This window comes from Pseudomonas monachiensis, from assembly GCF_047345015.1.
GTDB lineage: Bacteria > Pseudomonadota > Gammaproteobacteria > Pseudomonadales > Pseudomonadaceae > Aquipseudomonas > Aquipseudomonas monachiensis.
In genome coordinates, this window is record NZ_CP178857.1 from 2,266,185 (window position 1) to 2,293,000 (window position 26,816).

A 26,816-nucleotide genomic window follows, 5' to 3' on the forward strand; every position below is an offset into this window, starting at 1 on the left:
TACAAAATAAACCGAGAGGTCACTATGAAGGCTTACTGGATTGCTCATGTGGATGTCACCGACGCCGATCAATACAGCCAATACACCCGGCGGGCGCCGCAGGCGTTTGCCCTGTATGGGGGGCGGATCCTGGCGCGGGGTGGGCGTAGCGAGGCGATGGAAGGCCGGCCTACGCCGCAACGCAGTGTGGTGATCGAGTTTGATTCCTATGAGCAGGCGGTGGCTTGCTATCGGTCGGCGTTGTATCAGGAGGCCAGGGGGTATCGTGAGGGGGTCGCTTTGGCTGAGGTGATTATTGTCGAGGGCGTGGTGCCGGTCTAAAAAGTGACTGAGTACATATCCGTTTCTGTGGTAACGGCGGCTTATGGTTTCGCCCTTACGGCGAGTCACTTTTTTTACAAGCGCCTAAAAAAAGTAACCAAAAAAACGCTCGCCCCGAACGTACGGCCCCTCGCTAAGGCTCGGGGTTCCTTTGCTGCGGCATTCATCCGGGGGCATTGCCCTCCGGTCGGCTTCGCTTCGACCTACATGCAATGAGTTCGACTGCGTCGAACGGCGCTGCGCGCCAGTCCCCGGATGAACACCTCCACTCAGCCTGCCGAGGGGGCGGGTGGATCAAGATCAAGAGCTGCAGGCGAGCTAACGCTCGGCCTGATGAGTGGTGAGAAGCGACGCGGTGGTGTGGGCTGCTCTGTCTTTGCTCTTCTGTGGGAGCGAGCTTGGTCCGGGCGGCGTTCCGACGATGGCGGCCTTATGGCCGACCAATCTCTTTCGGCTAAACGCATTCCCCCTGTAGGAGCTGCCGCAGGCTGCGATCTTTTGATCTTGATTTTCCGCACCCTTCGACATTGTCAAAAATCAAAAGATCGCAGCCTCGGTGCACTCGACAGCTCCTACAGGGAAACACGCACACATCAGAACCAGGCCGGCCGGTAGGCCGCCTCGGGCGCTGGTGATGCTGGCTCGCAAGCTTGCTCGGGTGGTATTCGCCTTGCTGAAAGGGCAAAGCGAATATCAGCCAAAAGCCAGTTGAGGGCTTTCCCTCAACCATAGAATCTCCCACAGGGGACCGCATCCGCAGAGATGGAAATGCACACCTTCAGAAATTAACCGAGGCCCCCCGCACTCCCCCGATGATTATTTTTTGTCGGCCATCGCTTGCGTGTCCCGCCCGATAGTTGGGCACCGTGTCCAGGCTGAGCAAACCTGACCGGAGCCCAATAATGATAAAAAAACGCTCGGCCATAGCCGGAGTCCGTCCGCGGCTTCACCGGCTTGGCCACACTCGCCCGCAACCCCTTGCGCTGGCGATTCTTGCCGTACTGACGGGGCCAACCTACGCCACCACATTCGACATCAACGAAGACTGGAGCCTGTCGACCAGGACCAGCCTGAGCCTGGGCAGCAGCTGGTCGACGCAAAACCCCGACAAAAGCCTGATGACCCGCGCCAACGCCTTGCAGGCCCAGGGCGTGAATGCCAATGGCACCAGCGTCAGCGCCGACGACAACCGGCTGAACTTCGAGAAGGGCGACACCATCTCGCAACTCTTCAAGGGCCTCACCGATGTCAGTCTCGACGGCCAGGGCCAGGGCGCGTTCATTCGCTTCAAATACTGGTACGACCATGCCTATGAAACCGGCAATGGCCGCTTCAAGGATTTCGACGATTCGGGTTGGGACAACCTGTCAAAATTCAAGGGTTTCGAGGTCCTCGATGCCTACGTCTGGAAAGACTTCCAGGTGGCCGGGCATCCGCTGAACGTGAAGGTCGGTAACCAGGTGCTGTCCTGGGGCGAAGCGCTGCTGATCCAGAACGGCATCAACGTGATCAACCCGCTGGACATCTCGGCGTTCAACCGTCCCGGCGTGGAAATCAAGGAAGGCCAGTTGCCGGTGGAGATGGTCTCCTTCAGTTTCGGCCTGACCGACAGCACCAACCTCGAAGGTTTCTACCAGTACAACTGGCGCCCCAGCGTACTCGATGGTTGCGGCACCTTCTTCGCCAGCAGCGATGTGATCCAGCCGGGTTGCGGGCCACTGTACCTGAGTCAGGTACAGACCGATCAACAGATGCAGGCCGCCGGTTTGTACGCCACGTCCCGGGGTAACGAATCGCCCTCCGACAACGGCCAATTCGGCTTCGCCCTGCGCCAGATGATCCCGGCGCTCAACGATGCGGAAGCGGCGATCTACTACATCAACTATCACTCGCGGTTGCCGTATTTCACCATTGACGCCAGGAACACCGCCTTGCCCGGCACCTTCCCCGGTGGCATCCAGGGGCCGAGCTATGCGGCGGCCTTCCCGGAAAACATTCACCTTTACGGCATCAGCCTCAATGGCGTCGAGCCGGTCACCGGGATTTCCCTGGCCGGTGAGTTGAGCTACCGGCCGAACATGCCGATCGCGATCAACGCGCCTGACGTCAACGTCGCCGTGATTTCAGGGCCGGGGGGCAGTTCCTGGTTGCAGTTGCCGCCAGGCTTCAGCACCACCAATGGTAGCCAGTTCGATGCGTGGGAACGCAAGGGTGTCTGGCAACTGACCGGTTCGGCCACCCAGGCCATCGACAACGTACTGGGTGCCACGCGCCTGAGCCTGTTCGGTGAAGCCGGGGTCGTGCACATCGACGATCTGGGGGACGAGCGCCTGGGCCGTAACGCCGCGTTCGGCCGCAGCGCCCCGCGCAACGGCACGGCGTGCAACACGGTAGCTTCAGGCGTGACTAACCAATACTGCACCGACAAGGGCTTTGCCACCGATTGGTCGTGGGGTTATCGCCTGCGCGCCAGCCTCGAATACAGCGATGTGTTGCCGGGCATCAACCTGATTCCCGCCGTCAACTGGCGGCATGACGTCTCGGGCTATTCCTACGATCCGCAAGGGCCGTTCCAGGAAGGCCAGCAAGCGCTGGGCGTGAGCCTGACCGGCGTCTACATGAACGATTACAGCGTGGAACTGGCCTACAACACGTTCTTCGGTTCCAACGACTACAGCACCCTCGACGATCGCGATTTCGCATCCGTCAGCTTCAAGGCAGACTTCTAAGGAGAACCGTTATGCGTATGCAATTGTGCGTGCTGGCCCTGGCCTGCACCGTCGGCCTGGCCCAGGCCAAAGGCACCGATTCGGCGGCACTGGGCAAGACCCTGACCCCCATGGGCTCGGAAGTGGCTGCCAATGCCGACGGCAGCATTCCGGCCTGGACCGGCGGCCTGGGGAGCAACGCCGGCACCGTCGACAGCAAGGGCGGCTACAGCGATCCGTATGCCGCCGAGAAACCGTTGTTCACGGTCACGGCAAAGAACGTGGCGCAGTACGAGAAGTTTCTCAGCCCCGGGCAAATCGCGTTGTTCAAGCGTTTTCCCGACACCTACAAGATGAACATCTACCCGAGCCATCGCAGCGCCAATCTGCCCAAGGAGGTACTGGCGGCCAGTCGTGAGAACGTCGCCAAGACCAGCATGGCCGACGGCGGCAACGGTTTGCATGACTATGCCAGGGGCATTCCGTTTCCGTTGCCCACCGAAGGCCTGGAGGTGATGTGGAACCACATGACCCGTTATCGCGGCGGCAGCTACGAGCGCATCAGCAGCGCCGCGCTGGTGCGTGAAAACGGCGCCACCAGCTACGTGCGCAACCAGTCGCTGATCAACTTCGCCGACACCGTGGGCGGGCTGGAACCCAACTCGAACATTCTGTTCATGTTCAAGAGCCGGGTGCTGGAACCGGCGCGCTTGTCAGGCGAGGCGGTGCTGGTGCATGAGCCGATCGACCAGGTCGCCGAGCCGCGTTCGGCCTGGCAATATCTGCCGGGGCAACGTCGCGTGCGTCGTGCGCCGATGATCGCCTACGACAACAGCGCCCGTTACAGCAACGGCCTGATCACCGCCGACAACATCGACGGCTACAACGGCGCGCCGGACCGTTTCGACTGGAAACTGGTGGGCAAGCAAGAGCTGTTCATCCCTTACAACAGCTACAGGATCGGCAGCCGCGACCTCAAGTACGACGCCGTGATCAAGCCCAACCACGTCAATCAGGACCTGGCTCGCTACGAGAAACATCGGGTGTGGGTCGTCGAGGCAACCCTCAAGCCCGGTGCCCGGCACATCTACGCCAAGCGCCGCTTCTATGTGGACGAAGACAGTTGGCAGATCGCCCAGTCGGACCAGTACGACAGCCGCGGTGAACTGTGGCGCAGCGGTGAACTGCATGCGATCCAGCAGTACGACCACGGCTTCACCTATAACGTGCTGGAAACCTCCTATGACCTGATCTCCGGACGCTACTACGCCGGCGGCCTGGCCAACGAAGAGACCGAGCCGATGCGCGTGGGCTTCGCCGCCAAGACTGACGACTACACCCCGTCGGACCTGCGGCGCTGGGCCAAGTAACCATTCGCCAAACCACCACAAATCCAATGTGGGAGCGGGCTTGCTCGCGAAGAGCGAGTGTCAGGCGGCTGCAATGTTGCATGGCACACCGCTTTCGTCGGAACGCCGCCCGGAGCAAGCCCGCTCCCACAAGGGGACGGGGGGATGATGTTTTTGTATCTGCCAAGGAGATCTGCCATGCGCTATTGGATATCCGCTCTGGCCCTGGGCGCGAGCCTGGGCACTGTTCACGCCGCAACCCTCGACCGACAGCAAGCGAAAGCCCTGGCCCAGGAAGCCTACGTGTTCGCCTACGCCACCGTCGAACACGACAAGGTACTCAGCGCCATCGCCGCTAAACTGCCGTTCAACCATCTCTACAGCGAGCCGCGCCTGCTCGGCCCGCAAGACGACAAAGTGGTGTCGCCCAACAACGACACCTTCTATTCCCGCGCCTTGCTCGATCTGCGCAGCGAACCGATGGTGCTGGACGTGCCGGCCGTGCAAGGCCGCTACTACAGCTTCCAACTGGTGGACATGCGCACCGACAACCTCGACTACATCGGCACCCGCGCCACGGGTGAGCAAGCGGGGCGCTACCTGATGGTCGGGCCGGACTGGAAGGGGCCAGTGCCATCGGGTTTCAGTGCGGTGATTCGCTCGCCGAGCCGGCTGGTCTTCCTGTTGGGACGGACCGAGGTCAAGGGCGAAGCGGATCAGAAAGACGCCGCACAAGTGCTGAAGGGCTACGCCTTGCAACCGCTGTCCAAAGTCAGCGGCAGCGCGGCCCCTGAACCCTTGGCACCGCTGCAACTGCCGGCGTATGCGGACACCAAGCAAGGGCCGGCGCAGGCGCTGTTCAGCACCTTCAACGCGCTGGCTCCCTTGCACCAATGGACCGCCAGCGAACAACAGAAACTGGCCCGTTTCGCCGTCATCGGCGTGAAGCCGGGGACCGCATTCCAGGCCCCGGAAGACTTGAGCGAAGCCGTCGCCCAAGGCGCCGAGGCCGGTCGCGAACTGGTCCGCGCAGCCTCCAGCCAACTGTCGGTAGAACGGCAGGGCTGGTTACCGTCGCCGTCCAACGTCGGCAAATACGGCGGCGATGACCTGACCCGTGCCGCAGTCGCCTGGCGCTACATCTACGCCAACGATGCGGTGGAAGCGCAGTACCCGATGGCGTTGCACGATGCCCAGGGCCAGGCGCTCACCGGCCAGCACGCCTATCGCCTGCATTTTCCCGCCGGGCAATTGCCGCCGGTGAATGCGTTCTGGTCGCTGACCCTGTATGACGGCAAAACCCAGTTGCTGGTGGCCAACCCGATCCAGCGTTACGCCCTGGGCGACCGCAGCCCTGGTCTACAATACGATGCCGATGGCGGCTTGACCCTGATCCTGCAAGCCGATGCGCCCAAGGCTGCGCCGCAGGGCAACTGGCTGCCGACGCCGCAAGGTCCGTTCAACCTGCTGTTGCGCCTGTACCTGCCCAGGGGCGGGGCACTGGACGGGAGTTATCAGTTGCCGACGATAACGAGGATCGAATCATGAACCTGATTTGCAGTCGCCGTCGGGTGTTGGGCGGCATGGGGGTATTGGGCGGCAGCCTGATGTTTCCACGCTGGTTGCTGGCTGCCGATTCCGATGACCCTCGGCAGATTGCCAAAGAGGCGTGGATTTACGCCTACCCCATGCTCATGCATTACCAGACCATGGAAAAACAGGCGCTCAACCCGGCTGCGCCGGAGTATGTCGGTGGCTTCAACCGCTTTCGTCATTACGGCGAGTTGTTTACCCCGAACAACCGCGACATCGTCACGCCGAACAACGACACACCGTACTCCTGGGCCTGGCTCGACCTGCGCAGCGAACCCCAGGTGTTGAGTGTGCCGGCGGTCGATGACGAGCGCTATTACGTGCTTCAACTGGTCGACCAGTACACCCACAACTTTGCCTATGTCGGTGTGCTCAGCACCGGTCGCGAAGCGGGGAATTACCTGATCGCCGGACCCGGCTGGCAAGGCCCGACACCGGATGGCGTCAAGGCCGTGCTGCGCAGTGAAACCGAAATCGTCATGGTGCTTGGAAGAACGGGTCTGAAAAACGCCGGGGACCTGCCGGCGGTGCGGGCCTTGCAGCAGCAATACGGTCTGGTTTCGTTGCATGAATACATCGGCAGTGCGCCGCCCGTGGCTGCGCCAGCCATTGACTGGCAACCCTGGGACAGCAAGACCGGGCTGGGGCTGGATTTTATCCCGGCGCTGAACCAGATCCTCAGCCTGTGCCCCACGCAACCGTCCGAACAAGCCTTGCGCGCACGCTTTGCCCGGATCGGCATCGTGCCGGGCCAGGCTTTCGACCCGGCGACGTTGCCGCAGGCCACGCGCCAGGCACTGCTCGCCGGGATTCAGGACGCCCGGGCGCAACTGCAAACCGCCGTGAGCCAGGTACGCACCACCCTCGGCCTGTTCGGCACGCGCGAAGCGCTGAACGGCAATTACCTCAACCGCGCAGTCGCGGCGAATGTCGGCATCTACGGCAACAGCGTGGAAGAGGCCTTCTACACCGGCACTCGCGTGGATAACCAGGGGCAACCCTTGCAGGGCGGGCGAAGCTATCGCCTGCGTTTCGCACCGGGGCAATTGCCGCCGGCCAGCGAGTTCTGGTCGCTGACCTTGTATGACTTGCCTGACCGGCAACTGGTGGCCAACCCGATCAATCGCTACTGCCTGAGCAGCCGGGATCATTTGCAAGAGGATTCGGACGGTGGGTTGACGTTGGTCCTGCAGAGCGCCGCTCCGCCGGAGCAGAGCAACTGGTTGCCGACGCCAGCGAGCGGGGCGTTCAGCCTGGTCCTGCGCCTGTATGGACCCGGGCAGCAGGTGGTCAATCAACGCTGGCAAATGCCAGCGATTGAAGTGGTTACTGCCTAAGCCGCCTCGCTTTTGCTTTTGCTTTTGCGTTTGCTTTTGACCTTCTTGCCCCCTCGAGAGGCCGAGCGCAGGTTCTGCGCAGTGGGCAACCCGGCATGGATGCCGGGTTAGCCGCCCCCGGCCATGGATGGCCGATGGCGGCGGGCCCACGGAGCAGGACCGGAGCGAGGGGATGCCGAGCCTAGGCGAGGCACCGAACGTAAGGGGCAAGAGCCCTTGGTTACTTGGGGTCGGGCGGCGTTCCGTTTTTCCAAGTAACTCGCTGTAAGAGCGAAACCGCCAGAGGCCGTTACCGCAGCAATGGATATGTACACCCACAAAACAATCATCGCCTGACACATAGCCATCGCGAGCAAGCTCGCTCCCACAGTGGATCTGTGTCGTTCACAAATGCTGTGAGCTGCATGGATTCCAGTGGGAGCGAGCCTGCTCGCGAAGGCGATATCAAGGCGTAACGATATTGAACTGCGGCGCAAACGTATCGAGGCTGCTCATCAACTCCCCAAGCTTCTTGCCATTGCCCTGCAACTTGATCAGGCCTTTCTGCATCGCCGTCGGGATATCCAGTTGCTTGAGGCTGATCTGTTCCAGGGTGGCCTTGCTCATGGTCACGCTGGCATCCGCCTGAGCGTTGAGCCCGGCACGGTGGGTCAGCACGCCATTGCGCAGGGTCAGGTTGAAGTCCTGGTTCAGGTCATCGAAGGTCCAGTTCAGGGTCAGGTCATGGCCTACGGCCTTTTCACTGTCCAGGCGCACTGCCAGGAAGTCGAAGAACATCTGCGGGCTCATCGCCCGCACCATATCCACCGAAACCGAAGTGCCGGCATTGGCTGGCACGCCGTTGCGCAGTTCCATGGCGCCGGTCAGGTACATGTTGCGCCAGGTAGCGTTTTCACTTTGATAGCCCATTTGCTCCAGCGCCTGGGCCTGGGCTTTGCGGGCGTCGCCGTTGTCCGGATTGGTGAACAGCAACTGATTGCCCAGTTGCGCGGCCCAACGGTATTCGCCCTTGGCCATTGCTGCCTGCATTTTCCCCAGCACCGCCGCTTCGCCGCCCATGGCTTCGACCGAACGCTTGGCCGTTTCTACCGGCGGCAGCGGATTGAGGTTGGCCGGGTTACCGTCATAGAAACCCATGTAGCGCTGATACACCGCCCGGGTGTTGAAACTCAGTGAGCCGTAGTAGCTACGGGTGTACCACTTCTGGTCGAGGCTGCCGGGCAACTTCTTGATTGAGTCGGCGATTTCCAGCGGCGTCAGGCCCTGGTTCAGCAGGTGCAGGGTGCGGTCATTGAGGAAGGCGTACATGTCGCGCTGGTCGGCGAGGAAGGTGCGGATGCGCTCGCCACCCCAGGTCGGCCAGTTGTGCTGGGCGAACAACACGTCGCTCTTGTCGCCGTAACGCGCCAGGCTGCCGTCCAGGTACTCGGCCCAGGCCTTGGCGTCGCGTACTTGGGCGCCGCGTGGGGTGAGGATGTTGTGCATCATTTGCGTGGCGTTTTCCGCCATGCACAAGGCGCGCAACTGCGGCAGGTACAGGTTCATTTCCGCCGGCGCCTCGGTGCCCGGGGTCAACTGGAATTCCACGTCGAGGCCGGCGATGGTGCGGGTTTCCAGTTCCTTGTCGATCAGGTCGGTGGGCGGGATCAAGGTGACGGTGCCGCCGCTCGGCGTGCTCTTGCCCAGGCCGGCGTCGACCTGGCCTTTTTCGCCACGGGGCAGCAGGCTGCCAAACTGGAACTGCGCGCGGCGGCTCATGGCGTTGCCGGCGTAGACGTTCTCGCTCATCACGTGTTCCATGAACCCGGCGGGGGCGAACACCTTGACCTTGCCGGCCTTGACGTCGGCTTCGTCGATGACTCCGCGCACGCCACCGAAGTGGTCGACGTGGGTGTGGCTGTAGATCACCGCCACTACCGGTTTGTGCGGACGGTTCTGGTAGTACAGGTCCAGCGCCGCCTTGGCGGTTTCGGCCATGGTCAGCGGGTCGATGATGATCAGCCCGTCGTCGCCTTCGATGATGGTCATGTTGGCCAGGTCGAGGCCGCGCACCTGATACAGCCGGGGGCTGACTTCGAACAATCCGGCATGGGCACTGAGTTGGGCCAGGCGCCAGAGACTCGGGTTGACCGACTCCGGGGCCTTATCCTTGGCGAGGAAGTCATAGGCCTGGATATCCCAGATGACCTTGCCCGAGGCGTCCTTGACCTGGCCCTTGAACGGCGCGATCAGACCCTTGGTGACCGACTCGTAGTCGGTGCGGTCGGTGAAGGGCAGTTGCTGCAGCACCGCGGCGTTACTGGCGGTGGTTTGCGGGCTGGCCGCGACCGGTCCATCGGCGGCGACCACCGATTGCGCAAGGCAGGCAGTGATCAGGCAAGCGAACAACCCACGAGGGCTCAAGGTGAAACGAGGCATGGCGTCTCCGTTTTTTATCGTTATGGTTAGACCAGCGTCGAGGGTAGGGCGGGGTTCAGCCGGGGCGATCATCAGCAACGGACAAAAAACATTCAGGGCCGCTATCCTTGGGCCATGCATATCCAGCAGGTTGACCCATGCTTGAAGTCCATGGCGTTTTCAAAAGCTACGCCACACCGCAGGGGCCACTGCCGGTGCTGCAAGGCGTCGACCTGACGCTCAAGCCCGGCAGCAGCCTGGCGCTGATGGGCGAGTCGGGCAGTGGCAAAAGCACTTTGCTGCACCTGATCGCCGGGCTGGACAAGGTCGATCGCGGCAGCATCCGCAGTGGCGAGCATCGCCTGGAACAGATGAATGAAGGGCAACTGGCGAACTGGCGGCGTACGGAAATCGGCCTGGTGTTCCAGCAATTCAATCTGATCGGCAGCCTGCGGGTCGAAGACAACCTGGCGATTCAGGCACGCCTGGCGGGGCGTCATGACCCACGCTGGCAGGCGCACCTGGTGCAACGCCTGGGCTTGGGCGATTTGCTGCGGCGCTATCCGGAGCAACTGTCCGGCGGCCAGCAGCAACGGGTCGCGCTGGGCCGGGCGCTGGCGGCGCGCCCGCCACTGCTGCTGGCCGACGAGCCCACCGGCAGCCTCGATGAAACCACTGGTGCCGAGGTATTGCAGTTGCTGCTGGAATTACTCGAGGACAGTCCCACCAGCCTGTTGATGGTCACCCACAGTCCCGGCGTGGCGGCGCGGCTGGCCAAAAAAGCCCTGCTGTGCGGCGGTCGCCTGGCCGGTGCGGGTGAGCGCTGACATGCGCATCTTTGGCGAAACCCTGCGCGCGCTGCTCAGCCACTGGCGGCAGCATCCGGTGCAGTTTTTCAGTGTACTGACCGGGTTATGGCTGGCTACCGGTCTGTTGACCGGCGTCCAGGCACTCAACAGCCAGGCCCGTGACAGCTATGCCCGCGCCAGTCAGTTGATCGGCGGCGAGCCCCAGGCCAGCCTCGGTGCACCCGGCGGCGGCACGTTCCCCCAGCAGTGGTTTATCGATCTGCGCCGCGCCGGGTGGCCGGTGTCACCGGTGCTGCAAGGTCGGGTCATGCTCAAGGGGCACGAAGAGCAGCGTTTGCAGTTGATGGGCATCGAGCCGGTGTCGCTGCCGGCGGGTGCGGCGGTGGCCGGACAGGCCATGGCGATTGAACAGGTGGTCGGCTTTTTCAGTCCGCCGGGCAGTACCTGGATCTCGTCGCAGACCTTGCAGGCACTGGGATTGCGTGAGGGAGACCGGCCACTGAACCTGGCGGGCGTGGCACTGCCGCCGCTGCAGGTGCAGGCCGACATGGCGCCCGGTGTGCTGCTGGTGGACATCGGTTTTGCCCAGCAGATTCTGGGATTGCCAGATCAACTGTCGCGGCTGCTGTTACCAAAGGATTTCACCGCGTCGCTGCCGGAGCCGTTCAAGGGCCAGTTGCAACTCAAGCGCGCCGACGAAGAAAACAACCTGGCGCGCCTGACCGAAAGTTTCCACCTCAACCTCGATGCCCTGGGGGTACTGTCGTTCGTGGTCGGCCTGTTTATCGTGCACGCCGCCATCGGGCTGGCGCTGGAGCAACGGCGAAGCCTGCTGCGGACCCTGCGTGCCTGCGGTGTGAGTGCGCGGATGCTGATCGCTTGTCTCGCCGTCGAATTGGCTGGATTGGCCCTGATCGGCGGCGTGGCCGGGGTGGTCAGCGGCTACCTGCTGGCCGGCGTGCTGTTGCCCGATGTCGCCGCCAGCCTGCGTGGCTTGTACGGCGCCGAAGTGGCGGGGCAGTTGAGCCTCAGCCTGTCGTGGTGGTTCAGTGGTATCGGCTTGAGTCTGATCGGCGCGTTGCTGGCCGGGGCCAACAGTCTGTTGCGGGCGGCGCGTCTGCCCTTGTTGGCGCTGGCCGACCCGCAGGCCTGGCATGAGGCCCACGCACGCTGGTTGCGCCGCCAGGGTTGGGTGGCGGCTTTGGCCGGGGTGATTGCGCTGCTGGCGTTGATTTTCGGCGACAGCCTGATCAGTGGCTTGGTGTTGATGGCGGCGCTGTTGATTGGTGCCGCGCTGGCCTTGCCGGTGATGCTCAGTTGGCTGCTCAGTCTCGTTTCGCAGCGCAGTCGCTCGGTACTCGGCCAGTGGTTTGTCGCCGATTGCCGCCAGCAACTGCCGGCGTTGAGCCTGGCCTTGATGGCGCTGCTGTTGGCCATGGCGGCGAACATCGGTGCCGGTAGCATGACCGCAGGCTTTCGCCAGACCTTCAGTGACTGGCTCGAACAACGGCTGACGGCCGAGCTTTACCTCAATCCCCAGAACCCGGCCCAGGCCCGGGAGCTGCACAGCTGGCTCAATCAGCAGCCGCAACTGGCGGCGGTGCTGCCCAACTGGCAGGTTTCGATCCAGTTGCAGGGCTGGCCGACGGACCTGTCGGGGATCATTGACCATCCGACCTATCGCCAGCACTGGCCGTTGCTCGAGACCTTGGGCGACAACCCTTGGGAGCGGCTGGCCAAGGACGATGCGGTGATGCTCAGCGAACAACTGGCCCGGCGCCTGCACGTGCAACTGGGCGATCACTTGACGCTGCCGACGCCCACCGGCCTGTGGTCGCCACGGATCGTCGGGATCTACGCCGACTACGGCAATCCCAAGGGCCACATACTGGTGAACATCAGCCACCTGCTGCGCGGCTGGCCGCAATTGACACCGAACCGCTTCAACCTGCGCATCGAACCGCCGTCGATCCCGGCGTTCGTCACGGCATTGCAGGCGCGTTTTACCCTGGAGGACAGCCGCATCGTCGATCAGGCGCGGCTCAAGGGCTGGTCCACGCAAGTCTTCGAGCGCACCTTCGCCGCCACCGCCGCCCTCAACAGCCTGACGCTGTGCGTGGCCGGGGTGGCGCTGTTCATCAGCCTGTTGACCCAAAGCCAGAGCCGTCTCGGGCAACTGGCGCCATTGTGGGCGCTGGGCGTGACCCGGCGGCATCTGATGTTGCTCAACCTCGGGCAAACCTGGTTGCTGGCGATCTTGACCCTGGTGTTGGCGTTGCCGCTGGGCATCGCCCTGGCGTGGTGCCTGGACACGGTGATCAACGTGCAGGCCTTTGGCTGGCGCCTGCCGTTGCGGGTGTTTCCATTGCAACTGTTGCAATTGATGGGGCTGGCGCTGGTGGCGACGCTACTGGCCTCGGCCTGGCCGTTGTACCGTTTGTACCGCACGCAACCGGCGGACCTGCTGCGTACGTTTGCCCATGAAGATTAAGGCCTGCGTGTTACTCCTGGCGCTGCTGGCGAGCGGTTGCGATCAGCCGGCACCGGAGCAAAAGGGCTTTGCCGGGCTGGGTACCCAGGCCGCTGCGTTCACCCCGGTGGTGCCCGGTCGGATGTTCAGTTTCCCGGCGGATCACGGCCCCCACGACGGCTTTCGCATCGAATGGTGGTACGTCACGGCCAACCTGCAGGACGATCAGGGCAATGAATTCGGCGTGCAATGGACCTTGTTCCGCAGCGCCCTGAAAGCCAGCCCCGAGGTGGCGGGTTGGCAGAACCAGACGATCTGGCTCGGCCACGCCGCAGTGACCTCGGCGACGGCACATCACGCGGCCGAACGTTATGCCCGTGGCGGCATCGGTCAGGCCGGTGTCAGCGTTGCGCCGTTCAATGCATGGATCGACGACTGGCAATTGCGTAGCCAGGCGACTGCCGACGACCCGTTGGCTGACGTGCTACTCAGTGCCCGCGACCGGCGATTCAGCTACCGGCTGAGGTTGACCCCGACAGGTCCGCTGGTGCTTCAGGGGGACCGTGGCTTCAGCCAGAAATCAGAACAGGGTCAGGCCTCTTACTACTACAGCCAGCCGTTCTTCCGGGCCAGCGGCACCCTGGACATCGACGGCAAGACCTTCCAGGTCAGTGGCCCGGCCTGGCTCGACCGGGAATGGAGCAGCCAGCCCCTGACGGGCAACCAGACCGGTTGGGACTGGTTTTCCCTGCACCTGGACAGCGGCGAGCAGGTGATGCTGTATCGCATGCGGCAAAAGGACGGCGAGCCTTACCTCACCGGCACCTGGATCGACGCCCGGGGCCAGGTACAGTTGCTGCATGCCGGCGACATCATCCTCACGCCGCAAGACACCGCCCGGGTTGCCGGGCGCACGATGCCCATTCGCTGGTCGATCAACATCCCCGCCAGACACCTCGATATCGCCATTACCGCGCTCAATCCCCAGGCCTGGATGGACTTGCGCATTCCGTACTGGGAAGGCCCGGTGCGCCTCGGCGGCAGTCATGCAGGGAGTGGCTATCTGGAAATGACCGGGTATTAGTACCCTGTGCCACGAAATTCAGCGGTCTGCCGCGACCACTTGCCGAACAGCGTCTATGCTCAGCGCACACATGGCGTTGAGCCCGTTTTCAACGCCGTCTGTTGCCATCTATCACAGGGAAAGTTCTGCCTATGAAACGCCATGCACTGACCAAAGCCATCACCCTCGCTACCATGTTGTCTGCCGCCAGTTTTGGCGCGGTTGCCGCCGATATCCCATTGTCCGAAGTCGTTGTGGCTGATCAGGTCTCCACCAAAGTCGTTTCGGTTGATGCCGCGAACCATTCCGTGGTTCTGAAGGGCCCGCAGGGCAACGAGTTCCCGGTGCAATTGACCGACAAGGCGAAAAACCTCGATAACCTCAAGGCCGGCGATACGGTCGACATCACGGTCACCAGCGCCGTTGCAGCGTACCTCGACACCGATATCGACAAAGGCCTGCCCGGCACCGCCGAAGCCACCGGCGAAATCCGCGCAGCACCCGGCAGCGCCAATCCGGGCGGCGAAGCTTACCGCCAGGTGAAAGTGCAGCTGAAAATCACCCACATCGACCTGAAGAAAAACCAGGTGACCTTCGAAAACCCGGAAGGCAAGTCCAAGACCGTCGACGTCAAACGACCTGAAGTCCAGGCCAAACTCAAGGACTTGAAAGTCGGGCAAAGCGTCAACGTGGTTTATACCGACGTATTAACGGTGACCAGCCAACACTAATATTGAGTAATGGTTCTATACAGGCTGATTATTTTTGTGCAAGTTTTGTATAGGAATAATCAGCCCGTAATGGCCGAACAGGTGAGTTTGTACTGTCGTGTTGCATAGTATTTAAATCGACATCTTGTTAAACATTGTGTCGATAAATTTCATCTTTGTGGCACGGACATATCAGTCCGTTTCTACTAAAATGCTTTCCGTTCGCCCAGTGTCAGGGCTCTTTACCAGTGCATGGATTGCCGAGGCCATTGCACTGGGCGAACACTTTATTTGTTGTATTGAAGGTTTTGGATATAAAAAAACGGGCGGCCTGCAGGTCGCCCTTTTTTATTGAGTTGTAACAAGTCCTTCAGCCTTGTTTTTTATTGACTTGAACAACATCGGCCAACGCGGCGAAACACTGTTCGATCGAACGCCGCTGGCTCTCGGCATACAGTTCCAGTTCATCGATCGTTGAACGCCCCAGGGCCTGTTCGAACGCCTGCTGGTTGGCATGGGCGCCGTAACGGGTTTGTGCCGCATCCCCCAGGTTTGACTGAAAAATCCCCGCCGCGCTGACCGGCAGGAAGTCTTCGTACACCAGCGGTTCAACCCGCAGGTATCCATCGCTGAGCAGGTCTTCCAGGGGCGTGCTTTTCAGGTCGCCCGCCGTCATGCCTTTTTCCGTCACGAAGTAGCGGAAGTAAGCCAGGCCCTGTTGGCGCATGCCTTCCCAGGTGTCAGGGAACTCGCTGAAATGCTGTGCCATCAGGGCGTTGTAGCGTGCGGCGTTGGCTTCGTTGGGGAAGTCCTCGAGTTCATCCCGTGCGGCATTGAGCAAGCGGTCGTAGAGTGCGCGACCTTTGGGCGTGAGGGCGGCACCGCGCTGTTCGATCTCACCGAACCGGGCACTGTGGCTGCCGCGAGCCTCGCTTTGATCGGTGAAGGCAATCGGCTCGTCCAGGGCCTTGAAGCTGGTCTGGCGCAGCAAGATCGGGCACTGGCGGCGAGGCGGGCCTTCGATCACCGCTTTGGGGGTGATGCCATGGGCCGGCATCTGCGCCTGGACGATGTCGATGTCCAGGGTCCGCGGTGTCAGGTGGTTGATGTGCGGGCCCTTGAACGCCACCACGTCGGCGATCAGACGATGCTGGGCGCTGAGCTGTCGATACTGTTCGGCGGTGACGGTGGCGCTGTGGTGCCAGCGAAAGGTTTCCAGTGCCTGTTCGACGAACACCTGGGCTTCCTGCTCGGTCAGGCCACCCCGGGATTCGGCGCGTTCGACGAGCGTGAGGGCCGTGGGGGTGAAGATCGAGCGCTGGTCGAGCATCGACTGGGCGAACGCTCGCAGCTCCTGGTCTTCGATCAATTCCAGGCGCAACAGCGAGGTGAACACCCGGAACGGGCTGACTTGCAGCGATGCTTCATGCACCGCGCGAAACGCCGTGGAATGCACCGGCACGCCGGCCGGTGTCAGGTCGTAGTAACCCACCGGTTGCATGCCCATCACCGCGAACAGGCGGGCGAGGGTCGCCAGTTCGTCGGCGGTGCCGACGCGGATCGCCCCATGACGCTCCAGGTCCAGGCGCTCGATTTCGCCGGTGCTGGTGAGCTGCCGCAGGATTTGCCCATCGCTGTCCAGCACGTGACGGTTGGTCTGTTCCACCAGTTCCATCAAAGCGCCGTACAACGGCACCTCCTCGCGGTACATGTCGGACATCGCTTTGGAGAAGCGTTGGCGGATCAGGTCAGGGCTGATGAAGTTCGGGTGGTTCATGAACAGGATTCCTGGCGCGGTGACGTAAAGGATGGACAAAAGATCGCAGCCTTGCGCGACGCCGACAAACGAAGTTTCTGACGAACTTCATTCTGTAAAGGACTGTCAGGGGGCGTTCTCAATTAGTTTCCCCACCTGAGAACGCCCCTAGTGCAGTCGTTGATCCTGTGGGCTCTCCGAACGCAGCGATGCCAAAAACTCGCGATACAGGCGCGCCGAGCCGTAGGGCGCTTCCACCATGGGCATGTGCCCGATGGCGTCCCAGATATGCACGCGCAGGTCGGCGATGCCCTTGCTCCAGACCGCCACGCTGCTGACATCGATCAGCCGGTCCTTGCGTCCCCACAGCAACAGCGCCGGGGCGGTGATGTCGGGCAGGCGCGGTTCCATCGGCGGGCTGGCGCGGAATTCGTGGAAGATTTCTTCCAGCTCCTCGCGGGACTGTTCATAGCGCTGGGCGACGGCATCGAGCACCAGTTTCGGTACCCAGGGCGGCGAAGCCATGGTCATGGCGTAGAAGCGCTTGAATTCTTCCCGCGAATGAATCAGAAACGGGTTGTGGCCCTTGGCCAAATGCCGTTCAAGGTCACTGGGCTCGGGCGAAGTGACCCCGGCCGGGTCGATCAGGGCTACGGAGACAATGCGTTCCGGATACGTGGCCGCGAGCCAGGCCGCCATGTAGCCGCCCATGGAGTTGCCGATGACATGGACTTTCTCGACTCCACACACGTCCAGCAGCTGGATCATGCGCTTGGCTTGCAGCGGGATGTCGTAGCCGCCGCCCGCCTTGAAGCCGGTTTCACCATGGCCGGCGATGTCCGGGATGATCACCCGATGGCTGCCGACAAAGTGCCGGGCGAAACGCAGCCAGAGGTTCTTGTCGGCGCTGAAGCCATGGAGCATCAGCACACTGCTGGTGGCCTCGTACGGCCCGCCTTGCCAGGTCGAGACGGTCATTTCGGGGATGGGCACGACGATCTTGTGCAGCCGGTACAACTTGGCCTCGGCCGCCATGCTCAAGTCATAGAGCCAGTAGCCGATGGCCGGGTAGGTCAGCCAGCTCCAGGCGACGAACACTACGAGAACGACGAACAACAAAAGCATCACGCGTCTCCCTTCTATCTGCTCAGGACAATATGTGATCGGCGGGTTTCAGCGCTCGGGTCAAGCGATGAAAGCTGAAGCTGAATCCCGGAAACATGGCAATCACATGACCGCTCTTGCTTTGATACCAACTGTGGCACCCACCGGATTTCCACACGGTGCGTTCCATTTCCCGGTGGATCATTTCAGTGTAGGTACGTTCCGCCTCATGGCGAACTTCGATGCTGCGTAAACCTTGAGTCTTCACGGTGCGAATGCAATCGAGGATGTAATTCATCTGGGATTCGATGATGAACAGCGCCGAAGTGTGGCCGATGCCGGTGTTCGGTCCCGTGACGATGAACAGGTTGGGAAAGTCGGGCAGGGCGGTGCCGAGGTAGGCCCGGGGGTACTGAGCCCAGACCTCCTTGAGACGGGTGCCGTCCTTGCCCGTTACCGGGTAGGAAATCACCCCGTCGGTGGCATCGTAGCCGGTGGACCAGACGATCAGGTCCAGGTCGATGTGCTGGCCGTCCAGGGTCACGATGCCGGTTTCGTCGATGGACGCGATGCCTTGCTCGCGCCCGTGTAGCGTCACGTTACTGCGCGCCAGGGTCGGGTACAGCGTGCTGGACAGGATTACCCGTTTGCAGCCGATGGTGTAGTCCGGAGTCAGCTTGCGCCGCAGTTCGGCGTCCGGCACCTGGCGTTTGAGAAAGCGCAGGGCCTGGCGCTGGACCATGTGCACCGCCGGTTTCGAATACTTGAAGGCAATCACCCGGGTTTCGAATTGCCAGTAGATCCCCCAGCGCAGCAGCTTGTAGGCCGGCTTGAATCCCAACAGCCAGCGCTGGAAACGGCCAAAGCGGCGGTCAGCCCGGGGCAGCACCCAGTGAGGCGTGCGCTGGAATACATGCAAGTGCCCGACGTCCGGAGCGATGGCCGGAATGACCTGGGCCGCACTGGCGCCGCTGCCGACGATGGCCACGCGTTTTTGCCGGTAGTCGTAGTGGTGATCCCAGTTGTTAGTGTGGAACGTCTTGCCCTGGAAGCGTTCCTGTCCGTCGAAGCGCGGGACCACCGGTTGACTCAGCGGCCCGGTCGCGTTGATCAGGAACTGCGCGCAAAACGTGCCTTTGTCGGTTGTGTATACCGTCCAGCGTCTGTTGGTGTCGTCCCATTCGACACGCTCGACATTGGCGCCCAGTTCCACCTTGTCGCGCAGGCCGAAGTGTTCCACCACGTGGCGGGTATAGCGGTGCAGTTCGGCCTGTTCGGCGAACATTTGTGTCCAGTGATACGGAGCAAAAGACAGGGAGTACAGTGGCGAGGGCACGTCGACTGCCGCGCCGGGGTAGGTGTTCTGGCACCAGGTGCCGCCGAAGAAATCCCGCCGCTCCAGCAGGCGAAAATCGTCGATGCCGGCCTTGAGCAAATTGATTGCTGCACATTGGCCGCCAAACCCGCTGCCGATGATCAATACTTGAAAGGTCTGCATGGGCCTCCTCTTATGGTCATCGATCAACCCCTTCTTTCATGTATAGCCGTTTCCGGGGTGAGGCTTTTGCTTTTATGTGAGCGTGATGTCGCGATATTCAGCCTGTCAGCCGGTGATGGCTATTTAATCTCACCCTGATAGACTCCAGCGCACAGGCACAGGCTGTAATCGCATTCCGTCGAGTGGCACAGAGGCCCTATGGCAAAAGCGGGAGGAAAAGGATCTTCATTGGCCAGGAGGCTCTATACATCGCGGACCCTGGGGTTGGCCCTGGGGTTGGTGTGCGTGAGCGCGGCAATGTATCCACTCGATCCGGCGCCCTGGGTCTGGGGTTTCATGTGGTTCAATGGCCTGGTCTGGCCGCATCTGGCTTACCAATGGGCGCGCCGGGCCAGGACGCCCTATCATGCCGAACACCGCAATCTGCTGATCGATGCCTTTCTCGGCGGCTTCTGGATTGCCGCGATGCAATTCAATCCACTGCCCAGCGCGACCACCATTTCCATGATGGCCATGAACAACGTGGCCATCGGCGGCTTGCGCTTCCTGCTGGCCGGGACAGCCGCGCAAATCCTCGGCGTGCTCGTTGGCCTGCGGATTTTCGCCCCGGCGTTCATTCCTGCCACCAGCGCAGTGCAGCTCTATGCCTGTTTGCCGTTGCTGTGCCTGTATCCACTGGCGCTGGGCTGGATCTGCTTCCGCCAGGCCCATACGCTCGGCTGTCAGAAGCGTGAACTGCTGGCACTGAGCCGCACCGATAGCCTGACAGGCCTGCTGAACCATGGCACCTGGAAGGACCAGCTGGAGATCGAGTTCCAGCGTTGCAAACGCCAGCAAAAAGGTGGGGCGATCGCCCTGATCGACATCGACCATTTCAAGGCGATCAACGACACCTACGGCCATGTTGCCGGCGACATCGTCTTGCGTCAGTTGAGCAAAATGCTCAAGCAGAACCTGCGGGCGACTGATGTGGCAGGGCGCTACGGCGGTGACGAGTTCTGCGTGATCCTTCCGGACCTGCCCCTGAACCGCGCCATCGCCGTCATGGATGCCCTGCGTGATCGCTTCGCCACCTTGGGCTACGAGCAGAATCCGGCGCTGAAAGTCAGCCTGAGCATCGGCCTGGCGTCATTCAACCCGGCCCACGCCGACGCGACGCTTTGGCTCAATGACGCCGATCATGCGTTGTATGAAGCCAAGACCACCGGGCGCAATCGAGTGATCTGCTGCGGTAACGGCAAACCCCATCGCGAACTGCTCGACTCGGTGTGACTGTCTAGCGCAAGACATTTGTGCCCGCGATGACGGGGTGTCAGTCGGCAGGGATGCTGGATGTGATGGCCTATTCGCGAGCAAGCCCGCTCCCACAGTTGATTTCTGTTGAACACAAATCTTGTACTCACTCCGAATCCCTGTGGGAGCGGGCTTGCTCCGGGCGGCGATCCGACGAAGGCGGCGTGTCGGTTTAAACGGTCATTCCTTGACGCTCATGAATTCTTCCGCGAAGCGGATGTATTCCTCGGGTTGCGTGTAGGTGTGCGTCAGCTCGGTGGCGCTCAGGTCCGAGGTCTGGGTGAGGATCTGGCGTTGTTCGCGCAGGCTGTCGTAGGTCGCCTTGATCGCGGCGAAGTAGGCGCCATGGCCGTCGATGGTCACGCGCACACCCAATTCGGCCAGGCGCTTGTCATCGCGTAGCAGCGGGTTGCCATAGGTCACCAGCATCAGTGGCACGCTCAGGTGCTCGGCGATCTGCTCCAGATGGTCGAAGTCCTTGATGCCCACCATGCAGATCCCGTCGGCGCCGGCGCTCTGGTATTGCCGGGTGCGGCTGATGATTTCCTGCACCGGCAGAATCCCGGCATGGGTGCGGGCGATGATTGCCATTTCCGAATCGCAGCGGGCTTCGAGCGCTGCGCGGATCTTGCCGACGCCTTCGGCGACCGTGATCAGGTCGGTGGATTTGCGGCCGAACTGCGCGGGCAGCAGGGTGTCTTCGATGGTCAGCGCGGCGACGCCGGCCCGTTCGAGTTCGACGATGGTGCGCATGACGTTGAGCGCGTTGCCGTAGCCGTGGTCGGCGTCGGCGATCACCGGCAACTGGGCGACACGGCCGATGCGGGTGGCCTGTTCAGCGAATTCGCTGAGGGTGATCAGGGCAAAGTCGGGGGCGCCCAGCACTTGCAGCGAGGCGACCGAACCGCCGAGGATCCCGACTTCGAAGCCCAGGTCGGCGGCGATGCGGGCCGACATCGGGTCGAACACCGAGGCCGTGTGGTAGCAGGTGTCGGAGGCGAACAGTTGGCGAAAATTGCGGCGCAAGTCTTGATGGGAAAGCCTGGACATATGAGTTCCACCAATGGAATGGAATGGAAGGGCTTGAGCAAAAGTGTCAACGCCGAAGAGATAAAAGGCTATCACGCGCGCCAGGGGAGAATGATGACGAATTTGCTGGATCAGGCCGATTGACGTCGCAGCGATGGAACTGATAAGTCACGCCGCCACAGCCTGTTGCCGCTGGTCAAGCAGCGGTACGGCGCGCACCGAGTCACCGGGTTGCAACTGCAGGCGCTTGGCGGTCAGGCGATCAACCACCAGGCTATTGCCCACCTGTCGGGCCGGGGCGCAGGTAATGCGACAGTTTTCCAGGCGGCGGTTGTGAATCAGCCAGAGGGGCGCTTTCTCGTCCGGCGAGCCGATGGCCAGTGACAGCGGCCGGCTGTCGCGCACGGTGCGGATCGCGGAAACCGGGGCTTCGATGACCGGCCCGCCGTCGAAGATATCGATGTAGCCCTTGTGGGCAAAACCCTCGGCGCTGAGGATTTTCAGGGCCGGTTCGGTATTGGGGTGGGCCTTGCCGATCACTGCCTGGGCCTGTTCGGTGAGCAGGCAAGTGTACAGCGGCTGGCGCGGCATCAGTTCGGCGATGAAGGATCTGTTGCCCTGCCCGGACAAGTGATCGGCGTGGCTGAATTCCATCTTGAAAAAATGCCGGCCGAGGCTGTCCCAGAACGGCGAGCCGCCGCGTTCGTCGGCACTGCCGCGTAGTTCGGCGATGATCCGGTTGCCGAACAGCTGGGTAAACTCGGCCACAAATAACAGGCGCCCGAGGGAAAGCAAACGGCCGTTGCTGCCCTGACGCTGATCGGGGCGCAGGTACAACGAGCAGATCTCCGATTGCCCGGTCAATTCATTGCTCAGGAACAGGGTCGGGATCTGGCGCTGGATGCCCAGGTCCACCGAAGCGCTGACTGTCAGTCCGACCCGGTAGTTGTACCAGGGCTCGCGCAGGCCAACACCACCCGTCAGGGCGCTGACGCCCATCACTTGTTGCTCGTCGTCCTCAAGCACGAATAGATAATCGGCATCGGCCCGATCGACCTGCCCGGCGAAGGTGCGTTGGGCCCAGCGAATCCGGTTGGCCAGGCGTTCTTCGTCGGCCGGCAGGCTGGTAAGCCCCGGAACGGCCTGACGCACCAGCGTGAACAGGGCGGGCAGGTCGGTGATCTGGACCGGACGAACAATCATGCGGTGGTTCCTTGTGCGCGTGTGCCCGGGCGTTGAATCTGCTGAGTGTTCACAGGGCAACCAGCCTGATGGGGCTGCCCTCGGTCACCTTCAGCGCCTCGCACATGGCGGTGTCCAGGGTCACGGGTTGCCCGGGGATGTAATCAAGATCGGCGACGATGGCCCGATAATCCTTCAGTGAATCGTTGCTCACCAGAAATCTGCCACGAGCATCGATCACCAGGCCAGGCTGGGTTACGCCGCACTGGCTGTGGGTGATGGAGCGAATGCCCGAGGTGCGCGCGAAGAGTGTCGGGCCGCCATCGAACAGATCGATGTAGCTGTTGGTTTCGAAGCCTTCCCGTTCGAGGATATCGAAGGCTTCCTGGCCATCGGGGTGGATGCTGCCGATGCAGTCCTGTGCCGCCTGGGGCAGCATGGGCACGTAGATCGGATACTGCGGCATCAGTTCGGCGAGAAAGCTGCGGTTTTGCAAGCCGCAAAGCCGTTCGGCCTCGATGTAGGGCAGGTCGAAGAAATGCTTGCCCACGGCGTCCCAAAATGGCGAGTGGCCTTCATCACTGCTGTAGCCGACGATCTCGGTGATCACCGTGTCGGAAAAACGCCGGGCGTGGGCGGCGACGAACAGCAGGCGCGCCCGCGACAGCAGTTCGGAATGCGCGCTGCGCACCTGCGCGGCATCGATATGGAAGCCTCGCAGCAAGGTGTGGCCACTGAGGTCGTGACACAACGACAGGGCCGGAACGCCGTGCTCGATGTTCAGTTCCCGCGAGGCACTGTTGAAGTGCCGGTTGCGCAGGCTGTAGAACGGCTCGTCGTACCCGGCCGTGGCGAGGATTTCCGAGCAGCCGGCCAGGTGTCGTGTCGTCAGGTCTTCGAGTACAAAGAAATAGTTTTCCGCGCCATGAGCCTGAACGTCCTTTTCGAACGAGGCACAGGAATCGAGGATTTTTCCGCGTAACCGTTCGCTGTCGTCGGGCAGGGACGTGACGCCCACGAGGCTTTCACGTGCCAGCCTCTGCAACTGGGGCAGGTCGGCCAACTCGACTGGACGCAAGACCAGCATGGAGACACTCCTGTATCAAACGATTCGGCGATCGAGCCGAACCTGACTATCACTGTCGGTTTTTCCACACATTAAATCGGTGGTCGTCTGAACGTTGTCAGGCGCCACGCTTTTTCTTATCGGATATTTCCTGGGATCGACCGCATTAAACGAGGAACAGGCGGCTCGGCCGCAGGCGATGCCTGGCCAGGTGCTTTGAACGGGGGGTCGACAAAAGGCATCCGGGCTCCTGCTGGATGAACGTGGCAAGTGTTTTAACGGTCCGTTGAAAGGAGTATTTGATCATCGCGTACTGCCTGTCTAGTGAATTTTCATGTGCTTTGCTCGTGCCCGAAAAAGGGGCGAAATGCCTGTACCAAAGGGCTACGGCGATGTCGTAAAGTCTTGTAGGCGATTGCCTGCATTACGGTCAGCCATGACAGAAAATCTGGCAGGAAATGACTGAAGGAATCCGTTTCAAGCAGGAAAATTAAACACCCCCCGGGCCTGCTGTGTTGCGGCACAATTGCGCGATGGCGGTCACCTTACGCCGTCGTTCCTTTCCACCCCGGAGTGATTGCTGGTGCAGGCAACCCGTTTAACCCTGATTTGCCACGCGCGAACCGTCGCACAGAAATTGGCGCGTTTTCCTCTGGACGAACCTCTGGAGATGGATTGGCAAGCGCTCAGGCTGTCCCGTTGCAAACAGTTCAAGGGCGCTCCGCGTCTTGTCTGCGGCCCGGAGTTGCGCACCCGGCAAACCGCTGAACTGTTCGGCAGCGCACCGGAGATTGTCGACGCCTTGAGGGACTGCGACTTCGGGCGTTGGGGTGGTGTGCGCATCGGTGAGCTGCAAAAAACCGCAGCCCTGGTGCTCCAGGATTGGCTGGACGATCCGGCTTCGGCGCCCCACGGTGGTGAGTCGCGGGTGCAACTGGAGGAGCGGGTTGGCGCGTGGTTGACAACCTTGCAATCGACGCCGGGGCACATCGCTGCCGTTACCCATCCCTTTGTCATCCGTGCCGCGCTGACGCAGGTGTTGCAGGGGGCAGCGTCCAGCCTGATCGACGTCGAGCCCCTGTCGGCTGTCGAGTTGCGGTTCCATGGTTGCTGGCGGCTGCGTTTGCCGGGCACCGACCCCGAGGACTTGCTGTGATGAAAAAACTCCTGGTCATCGGGATCGGTGCCGGCAACCCCGACTACATCACGATGCAAGCAGTGAAGGCGTTGAATCAGGTCGATGTTTTTTTTCTCATGGATAAGGGCCAGGACAAAGACAAACTCATCGATCTGCGCCGCGAAATCTGCTCACGCTACATCACCGGCCACGATTACCGTTTTGTCGAAGCCCACAGCCCTGAGCGCGAGCGCGGTGAGGTGGACTACAAGACCAGTGTCGACGACTTGAACCTGGCCAAGCAACAAACCTTCGAACGGCTGATCAACGAGGAGCTTTCCGACAGCCAGTGCGGCGGTTTTCTGGTGTGGGGCGACCCCGCGTTGTACGACAGCACGATCCGTATCCTTCAGGCGATCCAGGCCTCTGGCGCCTGTGGGTTCGAGTTCGAGGTGATCCCCGGCATTACCAGCGTCCAGGCGTTGGCGGCCCGACACAAGGTGCCGCTCAACCAGATTGGCCGCTCCGTTGAAATCACCACCGGCCGGCGTCTGGCGGCAGGGCAGGTGAGCGATGCCGACAGCCTGGTGGTGATGCTCGATGCTCAGGATGCTTACCATCAGGTGGTGGATCAGGACACCGAGATTTACTGGGGGGCCTATCTGGGGACGCCGGATGAAATCCTGATCCGCGGCAAGCTCAAGGATGTGGCGGATGAAATCGAACGGGTGCGCAAGGCTGCAAGGCTGGCCAATGGCTGGATCATGGATACCTATCTGTTGCGTAAGCTTTGATCGGTCGGTGACCGGGCTGACGCCTTCGCGAGCAAGCCCGCTCCCACAGGGATCTGCTGCACTGCACAGATGGTGTGAACAACACAAAAACCTGTGGGAGCGGCGATGCGGCGATCCGACTTGCTCGCGAAGGGGCCCTTGAGAACAGCTCAAGAAATAGCATTACTCCCACGCCCAAACCGCTCCCGATACACCGAAGGCGGTACGCCAACCACCGTTCGAAAGGCCACCCGGAAGCTTTCCACCGAACGATAACCACAACGTTCGGCAATCTGCTCGGTGTTCTGGTCGCTGCTTTCCAGCAGTTCGCGGGCGCGGCCCAGACGTTCGTGCTGTAACCAGGTTTTCGGTGACTGGCCGCTGGCTTCGGTGAAGCGACGCAGGAAGGTGCGTTCGCTCATGGCGGCTTCACTGGCCAGGTCGCGCACCTCCAGCGGCTCGTGCAAACGCTCACGTGCCCACTGCATGACGCGGGAAAGATCGCTACGCGGTGCAGGACTGACCGGCGTTGGAATGAATTGCGCCTGGCCACCGCTGCGTTGCGGCGACATGACCAGGCGCCTGGCCACTGAATTGGCCACCTGGGTGCCGAAATCCCGTGCCACCAGGTGCAGGCAGGCATCGATGCCTGCCGCGCTGCCGGCGGAGGTGATCAATTGGCCGGAATCGACATACAGCACGTCCGGGTCCACGAGGATGCCAGGAAAGCGCTCGGCCAGTTCCGAGGTATAGCGCCAATGCGTGGTCGCGCCGTGCCCGTCGAGCAACCCGGTGGCGGCGAGGACGAAAACACCGGAGCAGATCGACAGCAACCGCGCCCCCCGGGCATGGGCCTGGCGCAGGGCGGCGATCAGTTCCGCCGGCACCGTGGCGCTACGGTCGCGCCAACCGGGAATGATGATGGTGCTGGCATTGGCGAGCAATTCCATGCCGCCATCGGCCAGTACCTGGATGCCGCCCATGGCACGCATCGGGCCTTGATCGACCGCGACGATACAATGCTCGTACCACGGAAAATCGAATTCAGGCCGTGGCAGGCCGAAGATCTCCACGGCAATGCCGAACTCGAAGGTGCAGAGGCCGTCGTAGACCAGAATCGCGACCGTTCCTGGGGTGGGGTGCATTTGGCGGAAAGTTCCCGGTAGGTGTCTTGTACGCCACTGTAGCCGCAAGCGGCTGGCGGATAAAGTCTTCCCACACCCACCGCTTTTTTGGAGTAG

Annotated in this window: 21 protein-coding genes; 13 read left to right on the forward strand and 8 right to left on the reverse strand. The window is 61.8% G+C overall.

Annotated features, from left to right (window positions below; translation table 11 throughout):
* The first annotated feature begins 24 nt into the window (after positions 1-24).
* The 5 genes from ACMDB8_RS10285 to ACMDB8_RS10310 all read left to right on the forward strand — a co-directional run bounded on the left by ACMDB8_RS10285 (position 25) and on the right by ACMDB8_RS10310 (position 7,308).
* A complete protein-coding gene (locus ACMDB8_RS10285) occupies positions 25-321 on the forward strand; it encodes a DUF1330 domain-containing protein (RefSeq protein ID WP_223541505.1) in 297 nt (98 codons plus the stop codon).
* 902 nt (positions 322-1,223) lie between these two features.
* The gene (locus ACMDB8_RS10295; protein ID WP_409079292.1) at positions 1,224-3,050 is read left to right on the forward strand and encodes a DUF1302 domain-containing protein; all 1,827 of its coding nucleotides are present in this window, start codon (positions 1,224-1,226) and stop codon (positions 3,048-3,050) included.
* 11 nt (positions 3,051-3,061) lie between these two features.
* Positions 3,062-4,399, forward strand: coding sequence for a DUF1329 domain-containing protein (locus tag ACMDB8_RS10300; protein ID WP_409079293.1), 1,338 nt, complete (start codon positions 3,062-3,064; stop codon positions 4,397-4,399).
* A 177-nt stretch (positions 4,400-4,576) separates the two neighbouring features.
* Positions 4,577-5,926, forward strand: coding sequence for a DUF1254 domain-containing protein (locus ACMDB8_RS10305; protein ID WP_409079294.1), 1,350 nt, complete (start codon positions 4,577-4,579; stop codon positions 5,924-5,926).
* Complete coding sequence (locus tag ACMDB8_RS10310; RefSeq protein ID WP_409079295.1) at positions 5,923-7,308, forward strand: DUF1254 domain-containing protein; 1,386 nt, start codon at positions 5,923-5,925, stop codon at positions 7,306-7,308. Before ACMDB8_RS10305 ends, ACMDB8_RS10310 begins: the two co-directional genes overlap by 4 nt.
* A 444-nt stretch (positions 7,309-7,752) precedes the next feature.
* Here the strand turns inward: ACMDB8_RS10310 and ACMDB8_RS10315 are convergent, their stop codons facing one another.
* Positions 7,753-9,726, reverse strand: a complete 1,974-nt coding sequence (locus tag ACMDB8_RS10315) for an alkyl/aryl-sulfatase (protein ID WP_056723607.1) — start codon at positions 9,724-9,726, stop codon at positions 7,753-7,755.
* A gap of 137 nt (positions 9,727-9,863) precedes the next feature.
* On the opposite strand from ACMDB8_RS10315, the gene ACMDB8_RS10320 reads away from it, so the two are divergent.
* The 4 genes from ACMDB8_RS10320 to ACMDB8_RS10335 all read left to right on the forward strand — a co-directional run bounded on the left by ACMDB8_RS10320 (position 9,864) and on the right by ACMDB8_RS10335 (position 14,778).
* Positions 9,864-10,532 carry an ABC transporter ATP-binding protein gene (locus ACMDB8_RS10320; RefSeq protein WP_056723609.1) on the forward strand — a complete coding sequence of 223 codons (669 nt, stop codon included), beginning with the start codon at positions 9,864-9,866 and terminating at the stop codon, positions 10,530-10,532.
* Position 10,533: 1 nt separating this feature from the next.
* Positions 10,534-13,005, forward strand: a complete 2,472-nt coding sequence (locus ACMDB8_RS10325; RefSeq protein ID WP_409079296.1) for an ABC transporter permease — start codon at positions 10,534-10,536, stop codon at positions 13,003-13,005.
* Positions 12,995-14,068 carry a lipocalin-like domain-containing protein gene (locus ACMDB8_RS10330; RefSeq protein ID WP_409079297.1) on the forward strand — a complete coding sequence of 358 codons (1,074 nt, stop codon included), beginning with the start codon at positions 12,995-12,997 and terminating at the stop codon, positions 14,066-14,068. Before ACMDB8_RS10325 ends, ACMDB8_RS10330 begins: the two co-directional genes overlap by 11 nt.
* Positions 14,069-14,199: 131 nt before the next feature.
* Positions 14,200-14,778: a hypothetical protein gene (locus tag ACMDB8_RS10335; RefSeq protein WP_409079298.1), complete on the forward strand. Its 579-nt coding sequence runs from the start codon at positions 14,200-14,202 to the stop codon at positions 14,776-14,778.
* Between the two features lie 349 nt (positions 14,779-15,127).
* Here ACMDB8_RS10335 and hglS read toward each other — a convergent pair whose 3' ends face one another.
* The 3 genes from hglS to ACMDB8_RS10350 all read right to left on the reverse strand — a co-directional run bounded on the left by hglS (position 15,128) and on the right by ACMDB8_RS10350 (position 19,115).
* Complete coding sequence (hglS, locus tag ACMDB8_RS10340; RefSeq protein WP_409079299.1) at positions 15,128-16,534, reverse strand: 2-oxoadipate dioxygenase/decarboxylase HglS; 1,407 nt, start codon at positions 16,532-16,534, stop codon at positions 15,128-15,130.
* Between the two features lie 147 nt (positions 16,535-16,681).
* Positions 16,682-17,638 (reverse strand): alpha/beta fold hydrolase, encoded by a 957-nt coding sequence (locus ACMDB8_RS10345; RefSeq protein ID WP_409079300.1) that lies wholly within the window; start codon positions 17,636-17,638, stop codon positions 16,682-16,684.
* 22 nt (positions 17,639-17,660) lie between these two features.
* The gene (locus ACMDB8_RS10350; RefSeq protein WP_223541513.1) at positions 17,661-19,115 is read right to left on the reverse strand and encodes a flavin-containing monooxygenase; all 1,455 of its coding nucleotides are present in this window, start codon (positions 19,113-19,115) and stop codon (positions 17,661-17,663) included.
* A gap of 198 nt (positions 19,116-19,313) precedes the next feature.
* On the opposite strand from ACMDB8_RS10350, the gene ACMDB8_RS10355 reads away from it, so the two are divergent.
* Positions 19,314-20,387: a diguanylate cyclase gene (locus ACMDB8_RS10355; RefSeq protein WP_223541514.1), complete on the forward strand. Its 1,074-nt coding sequence runs from the start codon at positions 19,314-19,316 to the stop codon at positions 20,385-20,387.
* Between the two features lie 201 nt (positions 20,388-20,588).
* Here ACMDB8_RS10355 and ACMDB8_RS10360 read toward each other — a convergent pair whose 3' ends face one another.
* A complete protein-coding gene (locus ACMDB8_RS10360; protein WP_008052116.1) occupies positions 20,589-21,458 on the reverse strand; it encodes an isocitrate lyase/PEP mutase family protein in 870 nt (289 codons plus the stop codon).
* On the opposite strand from ACMDB8_RS10360, the gene ACMDB8_RS10365 reads away from it, so the two are divergent.
* A complete protein-coding gene (locus tag ACMDB8_RS10365) occupies positions 21,459-21,581 on the forward strand; it encodes a hypothetical protein (RefSeq protein ID WP_263291688.1) in 123 nt (40 codons plus the stop codon).
* 24 nt (positions 21,582-21,605) lie between these two features.
* Here the strand turns inward: ACMDB8_RS10365 and astA are convergent, their stop codons facing one another.
* Entirely contained in the window at positions 21,606-22,640 is a 1,035-nt protein-coding gene (gene astA, locus ACMDB8_RS10370; RefSeq protein ID WP_056723623.1) for an arginine N-succinyltransferase, read from the reverse strand.
* A 49-nt stretch (positions 22,641-22,689) separates the two neighbouring features.
* Positions 22,690-23,706, reverse strand: coding sequence for an arginine N-succinyltransferase (locus ACMDB8_RS10375; protein WP_409079301.1), 1,017 nt, complete (start codon positions 23,704-23,706; stop codon positions 22,690-22,692).
* Between the two features lie 562 nt (positions 23,707-24,268).
* Between ACMDB8_RS10375 and ACMDB8_RS10380 the strand changes: the two genes are divergently transcribed.
* Complete coding sequence (locus ACMDB8_RS10380) at positions 24,269-24,841, forward strand: histidine phosphatase family protein (RefSeq protein ID WP_056723628.1); 573 nt, start codon at positions 24,269-24,271, stop codon at positions 24,839-24,841.
* Positions 24,841-25,596 carry a precorrin-6A synthase (deacetylating) gene (gene cobF / locus ACMDB8_RS10385; RefSeq protein WP_056723630.1) on the forward strand — a complete coding sequence of 252 codons (756 nt, stop codon included), beginning with the start codon at positions 24,841-24,843 and terminating at the stop codon, positions 25,594-25,596. The genes ACMDB8_RS10380 and cobF overlap by 1 nt, the downstream gene beginning before the upstream one ends.
* A gap of 149 nt (positions 25,597-25,745) precedes the next feature.
* Here cobF and ftrA read toward each other — a convergent pair whose 3' ends face one another.
* Positions 25,746-26,720: a transcriptional regulator FtrA gene (ftrA, locus tag ACMDB8_RS10390; RefSeq protein ID WP_409079302.1), complete on the reverse strand. Its 975-nt coding sequence runs from the start codon at positions 26,718-26,720 to the stop codon at positions 25,746-25,748.
* Positions 26,721-26,816: the final 96 nt, after the last annotated feature.